At 53.4% G+C, this 17,811-nt stretch carries 18 protein-coding genes; 8 read left to right on the top strand and 10 right to left on the bottom strand.

The window, feature by feature from the left end:
- Nucleotides 1-61 precede the first annotated feature (61 nt).
- The 4 genes from PED39_05225 to serS all read left to right on the top strand — a co-directional run bounded on the left by PED39_05225 (nt 62) and on the right by serS (nt 3,014).
- On the top strand, nt 62-1,060 hold the full coding sequence (locus PED39_05225; GenBank protein WII06989.1) for a hypothetical protein: 999 nt from the start codon (nt 62-64) through the stop codon (nt 1,058-1,060).
- Between the two features lie 65 nt (nt 1,061-1,125).
- The gene (locus tag PED39_05220) at nt 1,126-1,443 is read left to right on the top strand and encodes a ribonuclease P protein component 4 (protein WII06988.1); all 318 of its coding nucleotides are present in this window, start codon (nt 1,126-1,128) and stop codon (nt 1,441-1,443) included.
- Complete coding sequence (locus PED39_05215; GenBank protein ID WII06987.1) at nt 1,440-1,733, top strand: YhbY family RNA-binding protein; 294 nt, start codon at nt 1,440-1,442, stop codon at nt 1,731-1,733. Before PED39_05220 ends, PED39_05215 begins: the two co-directional genes overlap by 4 nt.
- A gap of 9 nt (nt 1,734-1,742) precedes the next feature.
- Nucleotides 1,743-3,014 carry a serine--tRNA ligase gene (gene serS, locus PED39_05210; GenBank protein ID WII06986.1) on the top strand — a complete coding sequence of 424 codons (1,272 nt, stop codon included), beginning with the start codon at nt 1,743-1,745 and terminating at the stop codon, nt 3,012-3,014.
- Nucleotides 3,015-3,049: 35 nt separating this feature from the next.
- Here the strand turns inward: serS and PED39_05205 are convergent, their stop codons facing one another.
- From PED39_05205 to lysS, 4 genes are read right to left on the bottom strand one after another with little or no spacing between them, the layout of a single operon-like run.
- Nucleotides 3,050-3,607, bottom strand: coding sequence for a flavin reductase (locus PED39_05205; protein WII06985.1), 558 nt, complete (start codon nt 3,605-3,607; stop codon nt 3,050-3,052).
- Nucleotides 3,608-3,630: 23 nt separating this feature from the next.
- Nucleotides 3,631-4,776 (bottom strand): HD domain-containing protein, encoded by a 1,146-nt coding sequence (locus PED39_05200; protein ID WII06984.1) that lies wholly within the window; start codon nt 4,774-4,776, stop codon nt 3,631-3,633.
- Nucleotides 4,777-4,781: 5 nt separating this feature from the next.
- Nucleotides 4,782-5,069 (bottom strand): hypothetical protein, encoded by a 288-nt coding sequence (locus tag PED39_05195; protein ID WII06983.1) that lies wholly within the window; start codon nt 5,067-5,069, stop codon nt 4,782-4,784.
- Nucleotides 5,070-5,124: 55 nt separating this feature from the next.
- Nucleotides 5,125-6,675 (bottom strand): lysine--tRNA ligase, encoded by a 1,551-nt coding sequence (gene lysS, locus PED39_05190; GenBank protein ID WII06982.1) that lies wholly within the window; start codon nt 6,673-6,675, stop codon nt 5,125-5,127.
- Between the two features lie 116 nt (nt 6,676-6,791).
- Here lysS and PED39_05185 point away from each other — a divergent pair, with 116 nt between their 5' ends.
- Together PED39_05185 and PED39_05180 are read left to right on the top strand one after the other, a co-directional pair.
- Complete coding sequence (locus PED39_05185) at nt 6,792-6,956, top strand: preprotein translocase subunit Sec61beta (protein ID WII06981.1); 165 nt, start codon at nt 6,792-6,794, stop codon at nt 6,954-6,956.
- Nucleotides 6,957-7,060: 104 nt separating this feature from the next.
- Complete coding sequence (locus tag PED39_05180) at nt 7,061-7,564, top strand: hypothetical protein (GenBank protein ID WII06980.1); 504 nt, start codon at nt 7,061-7,063, stop codon at nt 7,562-7,564.
- Nucleotides 7,565-7,680: 116 nt separating this feature from the next.
- On the opposite strand, the gene PED39_05175 is transcribed toward PED39_05180, so the two are convergent.
- The 3 genes from PED39_05175 to PED39_05165 form a co-directional block, all read right to left on the bottom strand.
- On the bottom strand, nt 7,681-9,087 hold the full coding sequence (locus PED39_05175) for an alanine/glycine:cation symporter family protein (GenBank protein ID WII06979.1): 1,407 nt from the start codon (nt 9,085-9,087) through the stop codon (nt 7,681-7,683).
- 70 nt (nt 9,088-9,157) lie between these two features.
- Nucleotides 9,158-10,447 (bottom strand): cation:proton antiporter, encoded by a 1,290-nt coding sequence (locus PED39_05170; protein WII06978.1) that lies wholly within the window; start codon nt 10,445-10,447, stop codon nt 9,158-9,160.
- A gap of 72 nt (nt 10,448-10,519) precedes the next feature.
- Entirely contained in the window at nt 10,520-12,697 is a 2,178-nt protein-coding gene (locus tag PED39_05165) for a hypothetical protein (GenBank protein WII06977.1), read from the bottom strand.
- A gap of 171 nt (nt 12,698-12,868) precedes the next feature.
- On the opposite strand from PED39_05165, the gene PED39_05160 reads away from it, so the two are divergent.
- A complete protein-coding gene (locus PED39_05160; GenBank protein WII06976.1) occupies nt 12,869-14,206 on the top strand; it encodes an MFS transporter in 1,338 nt (445 codons plus the stop codon).
- A 2-nt stretch (nt 14,207-14,208) separates the two neighbouring features.
- On the opposite strand, the gene PED39_05155 is transcribed toward PED39_05160, so the two are convergent.
- Nucleotides 14,209-14,952 (bottom strand): hypothetical protein, encoded by a 744-nt coding sequence (locus tag PED39_05155; GenBank protein ID WII06975.1) that lies wholly within the window; start codon nt 14,950-14,952, stop codon nt 14,209-14,211.
- 54 nt (nt 14,953-15,006) lie between these two features.
- Complete coding sequence (locus tag PED39_05150; GenBank protein ID WII06974.1) at nt 15,007-15,783, bottom strand: ZIP family metal transporter; 777 nt, start codon at nt 15,781-15,783, stop codon at nt 15,007-15,009.
- A gap of 91 nt (nt 15,784-15,874) precedes the next feature.
- Between PED39_05150 and PED39_05145 the strand changes: the two genes are divergently transcribed.
- Nucleotides 15,875-16,258: a CopG family transcriptional regulator gene (locus PED39_05145; protein ID WII06973.1), complete on the top strand. Its 384-nt coding sequence runs from the start codon at nt 15,875-15,877 to the stop codon at nt 16,256-16,258.
- Between the two features lie 70 nt (nt 16,259-16,328).
- Here the strand turns inward: PED39_05145 and PED39_05140 are convergent, their stop codons facing one another.
- Nucleotides 16,329-17,711 carry a sodium-dependent transporter gene (locus tag PED39_05140; protein ID WII06972.1) on the bottom strand — a complete coding sequence of 461 codons (1,383 nt, stop codon included), beginning with the start codon at nt 17,709-17,711 and terminating at the stop codon, nt 16,329-16,331.
- Nucleotides 17,712-17,811 lie beyond the last annotated feature (100 nt).

Genomic DNA, 17,811 nt, shown 5'->3' with positions numbered 1-17,811 from the left:
TCTCGATGATATCTGACGGGGCAGGAATAGTTTATTATGCCTGTGGATGATATAGTTTTTGATGCACTCGTTCGGATTCAGGGTAGTTTCGTCGGACCCCGATGACAGGTCGGGAGTCCCCATAGCCGTTGCAGGCCAGATCATGGTGGATGTCCAGACTCTCCTGACGGACATCGGCTGTATGATGCTGAGGCTGTCCATGAGGCTCCAGAACGAGATACCTGACAAGCTTGTCAGGAAATTCGACCTCACCATCGGCGGAGAATCCACAGGGGGCCTGAGTTCAGGACCTACAGAAGGCAACGACGAAGCGCTGGAAGGTGCCATGACGGTCCTCTGCAACACCCTGGACTTCCTGGGGACAGGAGCCGTCGGTAACTGGATGAAGGATACATTCCAGGAGGATGAGGCCCGTGGAAAGATCGCTCAGGATCTGATCGATCTCTCAGAGCACCTCAAAGGATATGTCCTGGAGTATGGCCGCGCAGACGACCAGAAGAGCTTCGAGGGTGTCGATACCTCGAAATTCGTCGAGTACACAGTCGACAAGGATTGGATCTCCGCAGCTGTCGGCAAGGTGGAAAGGGACAGCGTCAGGAGGAATCATTGGAATCTCTCCAATGATGAATACCTGATCCCGGTCTCATTCGACAAGAACATAGCTCATAGCGACATCCCGACGTTCGCAGCGGCCGGACCGGTCATACTGGTCGGAAAAGTGAGAAGGAACAAGGAAGGCCACATCATCGGCCTGGACAAGGTCCAGGGATGCTACACCATCCCTACCCTGAAATTCCACAGGCTCATCACCAAGGACAGGGACATGAACCTGCTGAACCCGCTGATCGCCACCATCTCCTACGACTCCGATACCGGCAACTGGAGCATGAGGAACGATGATGTGGGCATATCTGTGACCAAACCGTCATGGGATGACTGTGTGGTATCCTTCCACGAGTATGGGATCTTCCTCTTCGAGAACTACGTCGAGACGGATAGGCAGTTCGATGGAGAGGAGATGGAAGTTCGCGAATTCCTAATGTCTCTGCTCCCGGCTTGAATGTCCTCCTGTTTAGGTATTTTATTTATAGGTCATGTTCAGTCCGAGACCCTATAGGTGCGCACATGTCACGCCATGTACCCAACGCTACAATCCGCGAGATTGGGGCGGAGCGTATCGACAAGCTGCTTACCATGTCCGAACAGGCCGTCAGGGACGGAAGGGAGGACAGGGCCAGAAGATACATCGATATCGCCACCGGGATCAGCGGCAAGACGCGCGTCAAGATGCCCAAGGATAGGAAGTTCTGCAAGAGCTGCCACCAGCCATTGATGCCCGGTGTCAACTGCACGGTACGCCTGTCCAATCATAAAGTGTGCATCAGATGCGATGTGTGCGGAGAAGTACGGCGCATACCGTACATAAGGGAGCAGAGAAAATGACGGAGAAAGACGCAAGGAAGGAGCTCATGAGGCGTGCCAATGAGATCAACGCCACTGTCCATGTGGGCAAGGACGGTCTCGACCAGGGACTCTTCGATGAGATCACCACACAGCTGAAGAAGAACCGTCTGATCAAGGTGAAGGTGCTTTCGAATTCGGAGGACGGCGCCAAAGAGGCAGCGGAAGCCATCGAAGAGGCCACCGGGGCGGTCATAGTGGATGTCCGCGGCGGAGTAATCGTCGTAACGGACAAGAGGACCTGGACCTCCCTCTCCCAAAAGAAATTCTGAGGTAATGAAATGCTAGATGTCAATGTCATCAGATCGAATCCTGACATGATCAGGACTATGATCAGGAACAGAAACAGAGACGAGACCATATTGGACAGATTCCTTGAGGCAGATTCCGAATGGAGGGCCCTCACGGATGAGAACAACCGCCTCAGAAAGACGAGGAACGATGTTTCACTCGAGATCTCCAAGATGCCCAAGGGCCAGGAGAAGGATTCCAAGATCGCGGAGATGCGCGAAGTCGGAGACAAGATCAAGGCCAACGACGACAGGATGGCCGAGCTCGAGGAGATCAGGCAGGACTGCGTCCTGAACATCCCCAACATCCCCCACGAGTCCGTGCCCATCGGAAAGGACGACACAGAGAACGTCGTCGTATACGAGGCCGGAGAGAAGAGGAAGTTCGACTTCAAGCCCAAGGAGCACTGGGAGCTCGCCGAGGAACTGGACATCATCGATTTCGACAGAGGAACCAAGGTCGCAGGAAGCGGATTCTATGTGATGAAGGGAGACGGAGCAAGGCTCGAGCGCGCCCTCGTCAACTACTTCCTGGACATGCACAAGGACCAGGGCTACACCGAGCTCGTTGTGCCCGCAGTCATCAACAAGGCGGCGGTCATCGGAACCGGTCAGTACCCCAACTTGAAGGATGACATGTACTACCTTGCGAAAGACGACATGTACCTCAACCCCACAGCAGAGGTCCCCATCACGAACCTCCTGCAGGACGAGATCCTGGACAAATCACAGCTTCCCATCTACTACACAGCTAACCTGACATCTTACAGGCGCGAGGTCGGAAAGCACGCGGACACCAAGGGAATCATCCGTGTCCACGAGTTCAGGAAGACAGAGATGGTCAACTTCGTCGAGCCCAGCAAGTCATACGAGAGGCTCGAGGAGCTCAGGAAGAACGCAGAGGACCTCATCAACGGTCTCCAGTTGCCCTACAGGGTACTGCTCCTGTGCACTGGCGATATGAGCTTCTCATGCTCCAAGTGCTACGATCTGGAGCTGTACGCTCCCGGAAAGGATGCGTGGCTCGAGGCATCATCCTGTTCCAACTTCACTGACTTCCAGGCAAGGAGGGCAAGGATCAAGTACAGGCCCGAACCCCACCTGAAGAGCGAGTTCGTTCACACCCTCAACGGTTCCGGTCTCGCACTCCCCAGGACTGTAGTCGCAGTCATGGAGAACTATCAGAACAAGGATGGTACCATCACCATCCCCGAAGTCCTGAGACCCTATATGAGGGGCCAGGAAGTCATCGACAAACACTGAAAAACATTTAGAGGAGGGGGTCTCCCCCTCCGTCATCATTTTAGTTTCTTACCGTCGGAGAATGCCTTCCCGACGACTTCGCCGAACGCGAGATAATCGTGGTTGATCGCATCGTAGATTATCGGGTGGTATTTGCTGAGGTCCACCTTGCCATCCGTGAGGATCGCATCATCGATGTTCAGATTGACGATCTCACCGATACACTCGCAGTTGCTCTTGGTGTAGCTCTTAAGTTTGCACTCCAGACAGATAGGGAGCTCCATGATTATCGGAGCATCCACCTTTTTGCTCTTCTCGGCGTGGAATCCTGCCTTCTCGAACTTATTCGGGACATTGTTCCCAGATACGATACCGACGTAATCGGATCCAACGACAGTCTCCTGCGTTGCGAAACCGACAGTGAACGCCTTGCGCTTCAGGATGTTCTCTACCGTCTTATGCTCCGGAGAAAGACAGATGCTGATCTCCGTGTCCTCATGGATTCCTCCCCATGCCGCATTCATCGCATTGGGCGTTCCGTCACTGTTGTATGTACCGATGATCAGAACAGGCTCGGGATAGATGCATGGTTTGGCTCCGAAATCCTTCCTCATGAGGGCGGTATCGGTTTGGTATATCAAATATTCATGGTGTCCAGATCGGCAACGATCCTTGCGGTATCTATGCTTCCCTTCCTGTCCAGAAGCTTGGCGCGGATGTCCTTCTCGCCCTGTCTGAGGGTGGTTGAGCTCACTCCGTAGCAGATGGAGATGTGCGCCTCCATGTAAGCGGCGAGGTTGTCGCAGGTCTTGAGGTCGTAACCGTTCCTCCTCCCGAACTTAGGATTGGTAGCATCGTCGAACGGGTCCATGACCATGAACATGAACTCCTCATGCCACTCCGGCGCCAACAAGGGGAGGATCTTGCTCTCCACCAGATCCCTCTCGTAATCCTCCAGCAGGGATGCCAATCCGGAGACGTTCACCTTGATCGGCGTGATGACATCCTTGGTGAGCACCTCGGGAAGATCGTGGAATAGACCGGTGTAGTAATCGTTGTAGATCTGCCTATCTGAGGCACCGGCATCCAGATCGTTGAGGAACATCGAATTGGCGACCATCAGGGAGTGCCCCAGAACCGTCGTCTTGGGGATGCGGGGCGTCCTCGCCCAGCGCTGCTGGAATCTCAGCTGTCCGATCAGGTCGATGAAATTGAAGGAATCGCTCCTTGAGGTGGCGATCTCGCGCACCCCGGCCAGATCCATATGCTGGTCGATCTGCTCGTCGATCTCGTTGCGGGTGATATCGATGCCGTAAAGCGATCTATTGGAATCATAGATCAGATTGAACTCCCAGCGTGTGGCCAGATAGTGAGCTGCACGGATGATGTCATCCTCGTGAGACTTGTAGTCCTTCTCGAGGTATGTGATGAATCTCTGCCTGAAATCCGGATCGGAATCGGGGATCAACCTGTCATATTCTGAGATGACGAACTCGTTGACATCCTCTCTCCTGTCCTGAGAGATCTTGTGGAAGACCTGGGGCTTCAGGTCTGTGAGAACGGCGCGCTGTATGAACGAGAAGATCTGGTGCTCTATGAGCCTCTTCCAGTCCACGGATTTGCCAGCCTTCTCCTCGAACTTGCCGATCATCCAGGATATGGCGGCCTTGTGTGCCTGCTTGTCCATCTCCGTCAGATCGACCGGCCTGAGATGGTCGTTCCACCTGTGCATGTTGGCGGAATCGAAGAAAAGGTACAGGATGCGTGCGTTGAGAGCGGACATGCCGATTACTCCAGGACCTCTATCGTGGCATCGTCGCCGACAGGCTGGTATGGGCCGTCAAGAGAGATTATGCATCCCCTGTCCATAGCGGCCTCTTCCCTCGATGCCAATTCCTTCTCGATCTTCCTGGAGCTAAGTGCGGAGAGGGTATATCCTCCTACCATCAGGACCATTCCGATGATGAACGTCCCGATGAAGACTCCGCTAGGGACGAACACATACACCAGGAACGACAGGACCGTGGCGATCATGCCTACGATGGTCAGAATGGGCAGAAGCTCTCTGTACTCCATGTTCTCAAATCCCTCTTGTCCGATAAATAAATGGGGGAATGCTCCCCCTTGCCTTTCACAGAGATGCTTCGTTGAGCCTTCCGATGACGAACTGCTTGTCCATGCTGGCCAGGAACGGTCCGAGCCTCGGACCCATGTTCTTACCTATGAGGATCTTGTACATCGCCTTGAAGGCGCCTTTGTTTCCGATGGAGCCCTGTGCGACCTCAGTGACTGCGGCGTTGATCGATTCGGCAGTCCATGCATCATCCGCAAGCCTACCCGCCAGTGCCTTAAAGTAAGCCTTCTCATCGGCGGAGAGCTCTATTCCCTCGGGGACCTTGTCCTGTATGGAGAACTTGACGTTATCGGGAGCGAACTTGTCCAGCCAGAACCGGATGCAGTCCACACGGACCTGGAGCCTCTTGCGGTCGAAGTCGGTGATCTTAGACATATCCTCGGTCCTTCCCAGGATCTCCATCACGCCGTCGAAGTCCTTCGCCATCTGGACGACGTTGACCAGATGCCTGTATGAGATCTGCATGGGCAGCTTCTCAGGAACATGGTTGTGCTGAGCGATGACATATGCCGCGACGTTGTTCTCCTCTGCCTCGGTGAACTCCTTGGAGAAGTATGCCTTCTCCATCCTGTCGTACTCATCGGTCATGTCCAGGAGCCCCATTCCATAATCGTAGTCGATGGCCCTGTTGGGCTGTGTCCTGAGGAACAGGTAGTTGAGGACCTCTGGAGGGGTCATGTTGATCGCATCGAGACCGGTGACCGCGCTTCCCAGGGACTTGTGCATCTGGACGATCTGTCCTCCGGACTTCAGCTGGACGAACTCGTATGGGATAGGATAGGGTGCCTTTCCTCCGAAGATCTCTGAGACGAGCCTCTTTCCGGAATCGTAGGAACCTCCCGCTGCCGCGTGGTCCTTTCCGAAGGGCTCTGCGGATGTTCCGAAGATCATCCACTTGGCAGGCCACTCGAGCCTCCACTTGAGCTTTCCCTCCATCTTGCGGACATCAACCTTTCCGCTGGATCCGCATTTACAGGAGTACTCGAGGTAGGGGAACTCGTAAGTGTCGAAGTTCGCCTTGCAGAAGCGACCGCAGTCTGGGCAGAGCGGATCGTAGGGCGAGAAGTTGGGGTCGGCATCCTTTCCGGTGACCTCGTGGAGGATCTGGATGACCTCCTGCCTCTTGTTGATCGTCATGTCGATCCACTTGGCGAACTCCCCATTAGCGTAGAGCTCGTGGGTCCAGACGATCTCGCAGTGGACCTCCAGGGAATCGACTGCGTCCAAGAAAGGCTGGATGAAGTGATGGGCGTAGTTGTTGTGCTTACCGCAGGGGCAGGGGATCATGCAGATAGGCTTTCCGACATAGTCCTCGTACTCTTCCGGGAGGAACTCGTACCTCTTCCTCAGAGGGTCGAACGAGTCTATGAGGTAGATCAGCCTAACGTTCTTTCCTTGGGACGCCACGGCACTGCGGATGGATTCTCCGGTGATTGCCTCTCTTAGACTTCCTACGTGGATGATTCCCGTGGGGCTGATTCCTGTAGCGATCAACGGGTGCTCGCAGGTCTCTGCCACTTCCTTTGCGATTACATCTGCCCAGTGCATTCTAATCGAAGCGCGTATATATGTATAATAAAAAGGGATTTCGGTCACGCTCGACTGAAAGGCTTTCCAATCATTCTATGGCAGTCCTTTTATAGTTGTCCTTAATTCGCTACTTTATGGCAAAAAAGAACGACAGCGGTTTCCAGTCCTCCGCAGGTCTGATGAGATACTTCGACGTCGAGAACGAGAAGGGTCTCAAGGTCAGCCCCTACGCGGTCATCGGTATCGCCATTGCTGTCATCGTCATCGTGGAGATCGCATCCGCATTCTTCTCCCTCTGATCGTTAGGTTGCCGTAGTCAGGCCCTTCATCAGTCGGTGAAAGGCTATTTTGAAAATCCATCAGAGTGCATTCCAGTTATATCCTCTGATTCCGATACATGCGCATGTCCGATCCAAGGCTCGATGCGCTGATGTCCGAATTCGAATCCGGACGCGTTCCACTTCTTCAGTTCATACGCTCGGCCAAGGATATCCTGGATTCAATGGATGAGGGGCTGGAGATCATAGGGAAGGCCTATGTGGGCAGCTTCGGGAACCATACCGAAGGAAGGGATCTGATGTCATGCCTGCTCAGGATCTCCGGATTCGAGACCGTCGTGGCCGACCGTCATGTGAACGTAGAGACGATGATCAAATCCTGCGCCGAGGACCCGACCATAGATGTTCTATGCCTATCGGTTCAGACCACATACGACTGTCCTAGCCTCTATGATCTCGAAGAGCTTCTGGAGGAAGCAGGCATCAGGGATCGCCTTATCGTCAATGTTGGCGGTGCGGCCATCAACGAATTCCTTGCAGAGAAGATGGGGTCAGACGTCTTCAGCAGATCCGCGGTTGAATCTACCAGGCTGATCAAAGAGAAAGTTCTGGAGAGAAAAGGATTGTAAGGGGTTTCCCTCATTAAAAGTGGCCTCTTGCCTCTTTGTTTTACTTCACTTCAAACGAAGCAAGAGGCCACTTTTAATGAAATCGTTTGATGCCCGCTTTCGCGGGCTGAAATGTTTCATTCCCAATCGGTCACACCGGTGTCGTCACTGAGAGCATCCTTGTGGAATTTGGGCTTCTCAACGCCTTCGGCCTTCTGCTTCTTGTAATCATTGTAGACTTCAACAGCACGGTTGAAGAGCTTGAAGATGACGAAACAGTTGATTATACCGCACAGCGCCAACAGGATGTCCAGTATGGCGAAGATGAGGTCCGATGCATACAGGGTGGAGAAGAACACGACCACCATGACCAGGATCATGATGATGTACTTCGAGTTCTTGCTCTCGGTTATGAACTTCAGATTGTTCTCACCGATCACATAGTCTCCCATGAGACAGGTGATAGAGAACAGGAAGATGAAGATGAAGATCAGCGTAGGCGCTATGTCTCCGAGAACACTTGTGAATGCTCCCTGCAGATAAGGCATGGAGTCCTCTGCGATCTCCACCAAGGGATCGAAGTTCATGTAGGTCAGGATGACCAGTGCGGTGAGGGTACAGATCAGCGTGTCGATGAGTACTCCCAGGGACTGGGAGAGACCCTGAGATGCAGGGTGGTCGACATCCGCCAGGGACGATACGTTGGTAATGGTACCGATACCGGCCTCGTTGGACCAGATTCCTCTCCTCATACCCCAAAGCAATGCACCAGCGATTCCGCCGACGAATGCGGGCGGACTGAATGCATACTGGAAGATCATAACGATCGCGTTGCCGATATTCTGATAGTTCAACAGAACCGTAACGAGACAGATCACGAGCCATCCCAGAGCCATGAAGGGAACGATGTATGCGGATGATTTGGCGATCCTCTTGAATCCTCCTATGGCCACGATGAATGCGATGATGGTCATCACGATCGCGAGGATCAGCGCATTGTTCTCGAACTCGAATGCTCCACAGAACGCTTCGGAAATGGCTGCCGTCTCCGACGAGATGTATCCGACCAGATACATCATGATCATAAGACCGGCGACGACTGCTCCGAACTTCTTCAATCCGAGTCCGTTGGCGATGTTGTAAGCGGGACCTCCCTTGGAGTTACCATCTTTATCACGGGTCTTGAACAGCTGTCCGATGGTCGACTCAACGAAACTCGTTGCTCCGCCCAACGTAGCGAAAACCCACATCCAGAATATGGCTCCGGGTCCACCGCACAAGATTGCGGTAACGGGACCGGCGATGTTTCCGACTCCCACACGGTTACCCATGCTCACGCAGAACACTTGGAACGGCGTGACTTCTCCTTTCTCACTCTTTTCCTTGGAGAATGTTACCTTGAACATCTCCTTGATCTGTGTGAACTGGATCCCTTTGAACCTGATGGTTGAATACAATCCGAGAAGGAAGATCAACACGAACGGGATCAACCATAAGAGATCGTCGAATTCCCACAGCATATCTGCAATTTCAGTCTCATCCATCCTTAAACCTCACAGTAGTTAAGGTAAGTACGGAGTACGAATCTCCATCTTCCGTTTTATAGGATGTGGGTCAGATCTCGTCTTCCGGGATGATGGTGTATTGCCCTTCGTACTTCTTCTTGAACAGTGAAGAAAGGATCGGAGGCGCTATGATAGTGGTCAGCACAGACATCAAGACGACGACGGTGTAGAGGTCTCCGGTCATCACACCAGCGTGGAGACCTATCGATGCGATGATGATTCCGACCTCTCCCCTGGGCATCATACCGACTCCGATGATGCTGAAGGAGGCTCTGTCGATCGACTTGTCCCCGAGCCTTGCTCCGAGACCGCATCCGAAGTACTTGGTGACCATAGCGAGGATGATGACGATCAGTACAAGGAACACTATGGACATATCGGACATCGCGTAGATATCCACCTGCAGTCCGACATTGATGAAGAAGAACGAAATCAGGAACGAGGTGATAGCCTCCACCCTGTGCTCCAGCTCCCACTCCCAAGCGTAATCTGCGAACATCATTCCTGCAAGGAACGCTCCGATGATGGCCGCGAGTCCGATGTACTCTGCCAGAGCGGCCATTGAAAGACAGACGATGATGGCGAATACAAGCTTGTTGTATGTGATAGGGACCTTTCCGGCTGCCCTGACCTTCGCATTCCTCTCATCGAAGAAGTCGTAGATCTTCGGGACGACGTACTTGGCTACTGCTATCGCAGCCAACACGAACACCACAGCCTTGATGATGATAATGGAGAGGTCGACCATGTCTATACCGCCCTCTGAAGATGCCATTCCCTGAACGATGGCCAGAACGATCATTCCGAGAACATCGTCAATGACGGCTGCTGCGATGATGATACGGGACTCCTTGACCTCCATCAGTCTCATGTCCTTGATGATACGGGCAGTGATTCCCACCGATGTGGCGACCATTGCCGCACCCATGAACATAGCTGCGTTCATGCTGTATCCTCCGATCGCCATGACAAGTGCGAAACCGGCTATGAACGGCAGTATGACTCCCAGCAATGCCGTTAGGAATGCGGCCTTACCGGATCCCAGGAGGTCCTTGACCTTCGTCTCCAATCCGACGGAGAACAGCAGGAACATGACTCCCAGCTCAGACAGGGTGTAGATGATATCGTAGATGTTATCCTCGCCGTACTCATCAGAATAAGGATCGATAGCGAGGATATCTGTCATGAAGCTTCCTCCAGCAACGTTCGCAATCAGTATACCGATGAGTATCTCGCCGATAAGGCCGGGAAAACCAAATCTTGCGAAAAGTGTCGCACCTATACGGGCCAACACGAAGATGACCGCCATACTGAAGAGAACCTGTAAGAGGAGTTCCATGGGTCTTGTAATCTGATAATAATATAAAAACGTAAAAGAAATGGTTTGGATGGGAAAGAAGTTTCTTCGGAATCAGAAGTTGAATCCGACTGAATCGTAGCTCTTGGAGGAGCGTCCGAAGGAGAAGCTGACCATAGGGGTCTGCTTGTCCTCGGGGAGGGGTGCGAGGCACTCCGAATCGGATGCGGCCTCGATCTTCTCCTCGACGTCCTCGGTTGTTCCCATGGGGATCTTCTGGACCATTCCGTCCTTGAACACGAACTTGTAGGTCGTTGCCTGGATCACAGGCTTCTCTACGATGACGCTGTCCTTGCTGAAGTCGGGGTTCTCCCTGACATCGGTCTTCTCCTCCACATCAGTGGAGGTCTCGGCCATCTCGGAGATGCCTCCGAGTGCAAGGGCGTTGAATGACTCCTCGCGTGCCTCGAGAGGCTCGACCTCGATCTTCGTGAAGGCGACGGTTGAGGGCATTGCCTGGAAGACTGCCTGCTTCTGCATGTCCTGTTCGATCTGCATGTAGTCTCCGAAGGCCTCGACAGCGGCCTCGGATGCATCCCATGCGGGCATGACGAATGCCTCCCTTGCAGGGAAGTCGGGAACAGATGCGGCGAGTGCGGTGAATGCCGCTGCGCTCTCCTCGGTGACATCCCATGCGATTTCAGGCACAAGCTGTGCGGGGTACTCGGGCTCAATAACTCCGAATGCGACGAATGCGTCTGCTCCGTCCTCGGTGACATCCCAAACGGGAACCTCGACTGATGCGGGCATGCGGACCAGTCCCATGGACTGGAAGTCCTCGAAGGACACTGCTGCATCCTCGGTGACGTCCCATGCGATTTCAGGCACAAGCTGTGCGGGGTACTCGGGCTCGATGGCTCCGAATGCGACGAATGCGTCTGCAGCATCATCCGAAATCTCCCAGACGGGAGCAGCAACGAAGGGCTCCTCTTCAGGGATCGACATGATGTGGTCGATGAAGGAGACCGAGGCTTCCTCTGTGATATCCCAAACAGGGATCTCGACGGGAACGGGCTCCTCCTCCGGGATCATCGAGATGTAGTCTGCGAAGGAGACGGATGCCTCCTCGGTGACGTCCCATGCGGGCATCTCGACCGGTGCAGGTTCCTCTTCGGGGATCGACATGATGTGGTCGATGAAGGCGGTTGCCGCAACATCAGAGACATCCCAGACGGGTGCCTCGGCCACGAAGGGTTCCTCTGCAGGTATTGATGAAATGAAATCTGTGAATGAAACGGATGCTTCCTCGGAGATCTCCCAGACGGGTGCCTCGATAACAGCCGGCACCTCCATTGCTGCCGGGACCTCGGGTGCCTGAACAGAAGGCATCTCGGGAACGGATCTGTAGAAGTCCTCGATCTTGGGCTCGTCCCTCTCGACGAACATGATGTCGAACTCGTCCTCGACGTCGGTTCCATCCGCCTCGAAGGGCTGGTCTTCCTCGGCGATGGTCTCCTCCTCGATGAACGATGATTCGGCCCTGATCCTAGACTCGACCTTGCTCTCCACAATCTCGTGTGATTCGACGGCAAAATCGAATAAATCGAACTTCTCCTCGGGGGCGGTTCCCCTGATGATGCCGTCATCGTTGATTCCGGACTGGACCATGACGTCATCGTCCTTCTTCATGATGAGGTTACCGAAAAGAGCCCTGGGATCTATGTCCTCAGCGGGAGATGCATAATCTGAGCTGGGGTGAACCTCCTCTAATTCCTCGGCGACTTCCTCCTCGATCTTCATGATCATAGGCTCGGAGGGCTCCTCGGCATCCTGTCCCTCGAAGAGGGAGTTGAAGTCCACGTTCTCCTCTTCCTCGTCATCGTCCTCGTACTCGAACTCGGGGTATTCCTGAGCGGTGTACTTGGGTGCCGATTCCACAGGAACGGATTCGGGCTCCGCAGGGGTGTACTCGAACTCCTCGGCGACAGGATGCGGGTTGATAACGACCGCGCTCTCATTGAAAATGTTCCTGACCGAGTGCCTCTGGAAGTAGATTCCCTGCATCTTCTCGTAACCGTAATCGCTGAGATCCACGGTCTCCGTCTCTTCAGAGGCGGAGGACCTGAACCTGGACAAGTCCGGTTTCTTGATTATATCCTTTGCTTTTGATGATAACTGACCAACGCCTTTGCGAACGTTCTTCGTTATCGCATCCGTATTTAGCCCGCGGTCTTTGACTGAACCTACTAAGTTCTTAAAGCCCGAGCTAAGCTTGCGTGAGCTGTCACTCATGCTATCCCATCCAGAAGAAAAAAGGAGGTTCTGTAATATAAAGGTCGCGCCTTTATTTTGAATAGGATGCCTATAAATAGGCTATTTTTGACTGTTTTTGTCTCACTTTGACCGGATTTTAAGAACGTTCGATTTTTTATATCGGCAAGCCTGATTGCCATCCGATTGCGTATGTCGAGCATCTCGGAACGTATCGAATCCTTACCGATGACCAGGATGACCTGGACAATCCTTTTCCTGGTCGGTCTCGGATGGATGTTCGATGCCATGGATCAGGGAATGGTCAGCGGTGTCATCGCCGCCATAAACCTTGACTGGGGTCTCGACAAGTACCAGCTCAGCTGGCTGACCAGCTCTGGCATATTCGGAATGATCCTGGGTGCGGCACTTTCGGGAGCGATTTCGGACCGCATCGGAAGGAGGACTGTCATCCTTTATACCCTGCTGATCTACAGCATCGGCAGCTTCCTGTGCGGATTGGCCACGGATTATTGGACCCTGTTGTTGTTCCGTTTCATTACCGGATTCGGACTGGGAGGAGAACTACCTGCAGCCTCGACTCTTGTCAGCGAGATCTCCCCCATCAAGTCCAGAGGACGCAACGTCATCATACTGGAAAGCTTCTGGGCATGGGGATGGATCGCTGCCTCGATGGTGGCCTTCCTGGTGATTCCGGCTTTCGGATGGCGCATGGCGTTCTTCGTGGGTGCGCTGCCGGCACTGTTCGCGGCACTGCTCCGTTTCAAGGTCCCGGAGTCCCCCAGGTATCTGGAGGTCAACGGTAAGAGAGAAGAGGCCGAGAGGATAGTGGAGGAACTGGAGAGGTCTGCCGGAGTAGAATCGGTCAAGGACGATACTCCCTCGAAGGGTATAGAGAAGAGGCCCTGGTACGAAGAGTTCAAGATGCTTTGGAAGAGGGAGAACCTCCGTTCCACCGCAGTGCTTTGGGTCATCTGGTTCGGAATAAACTTCGGATACTACGGATTCGTCCTTTGGACCCCCAGCCTACTGACCGATCAGGGATTCGACATCGTCAAGAGCTTCGGATTCACAGTGATCATGTGCATAGCTCAGCTCCCCGGATACTTCAGTGCGGCTTATCTTGTGGAACGCTGGGGACGCAAGCCTACCCTCATAGTGTATTTCTTCGGTACGGCAGCGGCCGCATGGTTCTTCGGACATGCGGACTCCGAGATGACGATCCTCTTGGCAGGATGCCTGCTGTACTTCTTCGCCCTTGGAGCATGGGGCTGCGTTTATTCCTACACCCCGGAGGTCTACCCCACGGATGTCCGCGGCTCCGGTACCGGTTGGGCATCAGCGTTCGGACGCATCGGAGCATTCATCGCGCCGTTCATCGTTCCCATCCTCTACTCCAGCTTCGGTACCGAATACGGTTTCGTCCTTGTATTCGCTGTATTGTCAGCGGCGTTCGCCATGGTGGCGATAGTCATCGCCATATTCGGCAGAGAGACGAAGGGAATGAGCCTGAGGGACACGTCAGAGTGAGATTAGAAAAGCCTCTGCCCGTCATGGACCAGAGACGATGCCCTCATGGGGATGCGGATCAGGACAAGGAACACCGCCGGGATCCAGAACGCCAGGAGCAATCCGAATTGGGTTATGTCATCAGTGACCGTTATCACCGTCGTTGCTAAAGCGGCGATGAGCGCCATGATGGTAGATGCATTAGCGGACCATGCCCAATCGAACATCAGAAGGATCGGCGCAACTGCGAATAAGGCGCTCGCCACCAGCATCGCAGCACCGCCGTGGTTGATCGCCAGGATCGATGACAGGTTGAGGAATATGAGCGAGACGATCAGCATCAGTATGCTGAAAGATCCCAATGCTCCGATGGCATCCACCTTCTTCCAGAAGAATGCCTGGATGAGCATCGATACGAACACCATGATCCCTGAGAGGAGCATGAAATCGTTCGCACCGAATTCGGGATGGATGATGATCAGGACGATTGATTCCATCAGAGGGACGACCGCCAGAAGAGATGTGATGCTAGAGGCTTCCCTGAGCCTCTCGCATGTGCTCCTCTCCGATGACCAGAAGATGTCGCGGCGTCTGTTGATGAATACGAAGGAGAGTCCCGCGATTACCCCTATCACGATGGAGGCGATGCAGATCATTTCTCTGGACGTCTCATCGGTCAGCATGCTCCATGACACCAACGGCACGATGAGTGCGATGGCCAGAGCGATGGCTGTCATGATCAGATAATCGCGGATCTCCTGTTCCATGGTATCAGGACATCCTGCTCCTTGTAGTTATACCCATCATCCACCCCTTAGGCTTCAATGAACATGCGGGAACAGCAGGGCGATGGCTAGCATCAGTCCGACTCCCAGCAGGATGAGGGCAAGAGACTTCATCTCCTTCTCCTCCCTGTGGAAGGCCTCGGGCAGCATGTCGCACATGGTGACATACAGCAGGGTTCCGGATGCGAACATAAGTGGCAGTCCGAGCAGTCCCTCAACCTCCATTCCGCTGAACAGCATGAAGAACAGCGTACCGGTGATCGGGGTGATAAGAGCGAATATCCCCAAGCGCACGAGCGAGCTCCTCCTGGTGTAATCCGAAAGGAGCATCGTGGACGATAGGGAGAACAGCTCCGCGAACTTGTGGATGCACAAACCGATGGTGGCCATCAGACCGACTTCCTCTCCGGCCATGAACATAGCCGCCAGGGCGAGACCGTCGCAGGCTGCATGGATCGCCAGACCGATGTATGACGAAACAGAGACGAGCTTGTGGGAGTGTCCATCCTCGTGGCAGCCGCACTTGTCGTGATGGAGATGGTCCATCAGCTTCTCCAGGATCAGTATGGCGAGGAAACCTAGCGCAAGGACGATCATCGAGTAGTGGGTGTCGATTCCACCCTCCTCGCTTTCCTCCAGAGCCTCCGGCAGGAGCATGAACAGAAGCAGACCGAGGAATATCCCCGCGCTTATGGCGATCATAAGATGGGTGCGCCCATCATCCTTCCTGCCGAACATGGGCAGGTAAGCTCCTATCAGCGAGATCGCCACAAGGAGCGCTGAATACATCAAGAACAGCATTATCGGTTCCATATTCCCTTTGTTGAAATAAGATTATTAAAATATTCGCAGAATGTTAATAATTTCTGCCGACAAGTTTGGCGGATATTATTAACGTGGGACCATGACGATAATAAGCGTGTCGCTCAGCAACGAATACACCGAAGAGCTGGACATCATTCAGGAAACCTACAATCTCAAAGGGAGATCTGAGGCCATCAGGGCCTCGATATCCTCAGCGATGGGAGAGATAAAGGAACTGGACAAGATGGAGGGAATCATCGAGGGGGTGCTGATCATCGTGCGCAGCCACCACGAGGACCCTTGGATGATGCAGATCCAAGGCAGATATCAGGATCACATCAAGACGCAGATGCACTCGCACCTCCAGAACCACAAATGCCTGGAGGTGATGGTGGTGTCGTGCGATGCCCCTGTTCTAAAAGACATATTATCAGAAATAAGGGCTCAGGGAAAAGCGGACTATGTCAAGTTCGTGAGAGGCTGAGAACAGTCTACCTTCACTTTATTATGAGAAAACGGATGCCCGGATCCCCGGGCATCCTTATGGTTTCAGCTCAGAACGGCGGCAGTACGCCGACCATCTGCAGCAAGCCGTAGACAAGCATAACTACCAGGAACACTGGACAGATGTACTTGATCATCAAAACGAAAGCCTTCTCCGATCTGAAGGTGTTTCCTTCGGCCTTCACCTCGTCCGTGATGACGGTCACCTTAATGACGTATCCTATGAAGACACAGGTCAGGATGGCGACTATGGGCATCAGGATAACGTTGGTGATGTTGTCGAAAATTCCTAACCATCCGGCTCCCTGATCAAGAGGCGACAGGTCGGTCATCCAGGGACCGAATCCCATGACTGACATGATTCCCAATACCAAGAGAAGTGCTATCGAGATCAGGATCGAGTTCTTACGCTTGATGGACTTGATATCCACGAACACAGAGACCACAGTCTCTAGAAGTGAGACGGCCGAGGTCATGGCTGCGAACAGAACGAGCAGATAGAATATGGGTGCGACGATCTCACCTGCGGGCATTCCTTCGAATACCTGGGGCAAGGCCGAGAACATCAGTCCCATGCTCTTCGAGTCACCCATTCCCATCATGAATGCCGGAGGAACAATCATGAGACCCGCCAGGAAAGCGACTCCGGTATCAATGATACCGATGTTCCTCGCGGACTTCTCGATGTTGACGTTCTTCTTCATGTAGGAACCGTATGTGATCATGATTCCCATCGCCAGGGACATCGAGTAGAAGATCTGACTGATGGCTCCAACGAAGGTTCCGCCGCTCAGCTTGGACACATCAGGGTTGAGATAGAACACGACTCCATCCCAGATACCGGGGAGAGTGAACTCATAGATGGTGATTCCGATGATCATGAACAGCAGAAGAGGCATGAGGATCTTGCTCAGTTTCTCGATTCCTCTCTCCACACCGACAGCTACACAGACGACACAAAGCAATGCGAAGATCAGGAACCATGCCGTGGGATCGGACATGCCGTCTATGGCGCCCGTGATCCAACTCCACCAGTATGCTCCGCCTCCATCGGCCAGTGTGGCCAGTTCGCCCGTTGCGGACATCGCTAACCATTTTGTGACCCAACCACCGATAACGCAGTAGTATGGTACGATCAGAATAGGAACTATCGCTGCGATGATTCCGATGAATTTGTATTTGCTGCACAATTCTCCGAATGCGCTGATACAAGACTTTCCAGTCTTCCTTCCGAGAGCTGTCTCAGCGATGAGCAATGAAAATCCAAAAGTCACCGCCAAAATGATGTACACGATGACGAAGATTCCTCCTCCATAGTGGGATGTCAGATACGGGAACCTCCAAAGGTTTCCAAGACCGACTGCAGAAGCCGATGCGGCCAGGACGAATCCCACCTTTCCGCTGAATGAAGCTCTCTCTTCATTTTCGGGCATGAGATACGGAAGTGTTGTTCGCCGATATAAAAGGACATCAAAATCTGACCATGGTCAATTATTATTGACTATTTTCCCAAGATAACCAGCAGAATTACGC

It is taken from the genome of Methanomassiliicoccales archaeon LGM-RCC1 (genome assembly GCA_030168575.1).
In the GTDB taxonomy this organism is placed as follows: Archaea; Thermoplasmatota; Thermoplasmata; order Methanomassiliicoccales; family Methanomethylophilaceae; genus Methanoprimaticola.
The sequence above is the reverse complement of the archived record's forward strand: the minus strand, read 5'-3'. Positions and strand labels throughout refer to the sequence as shown.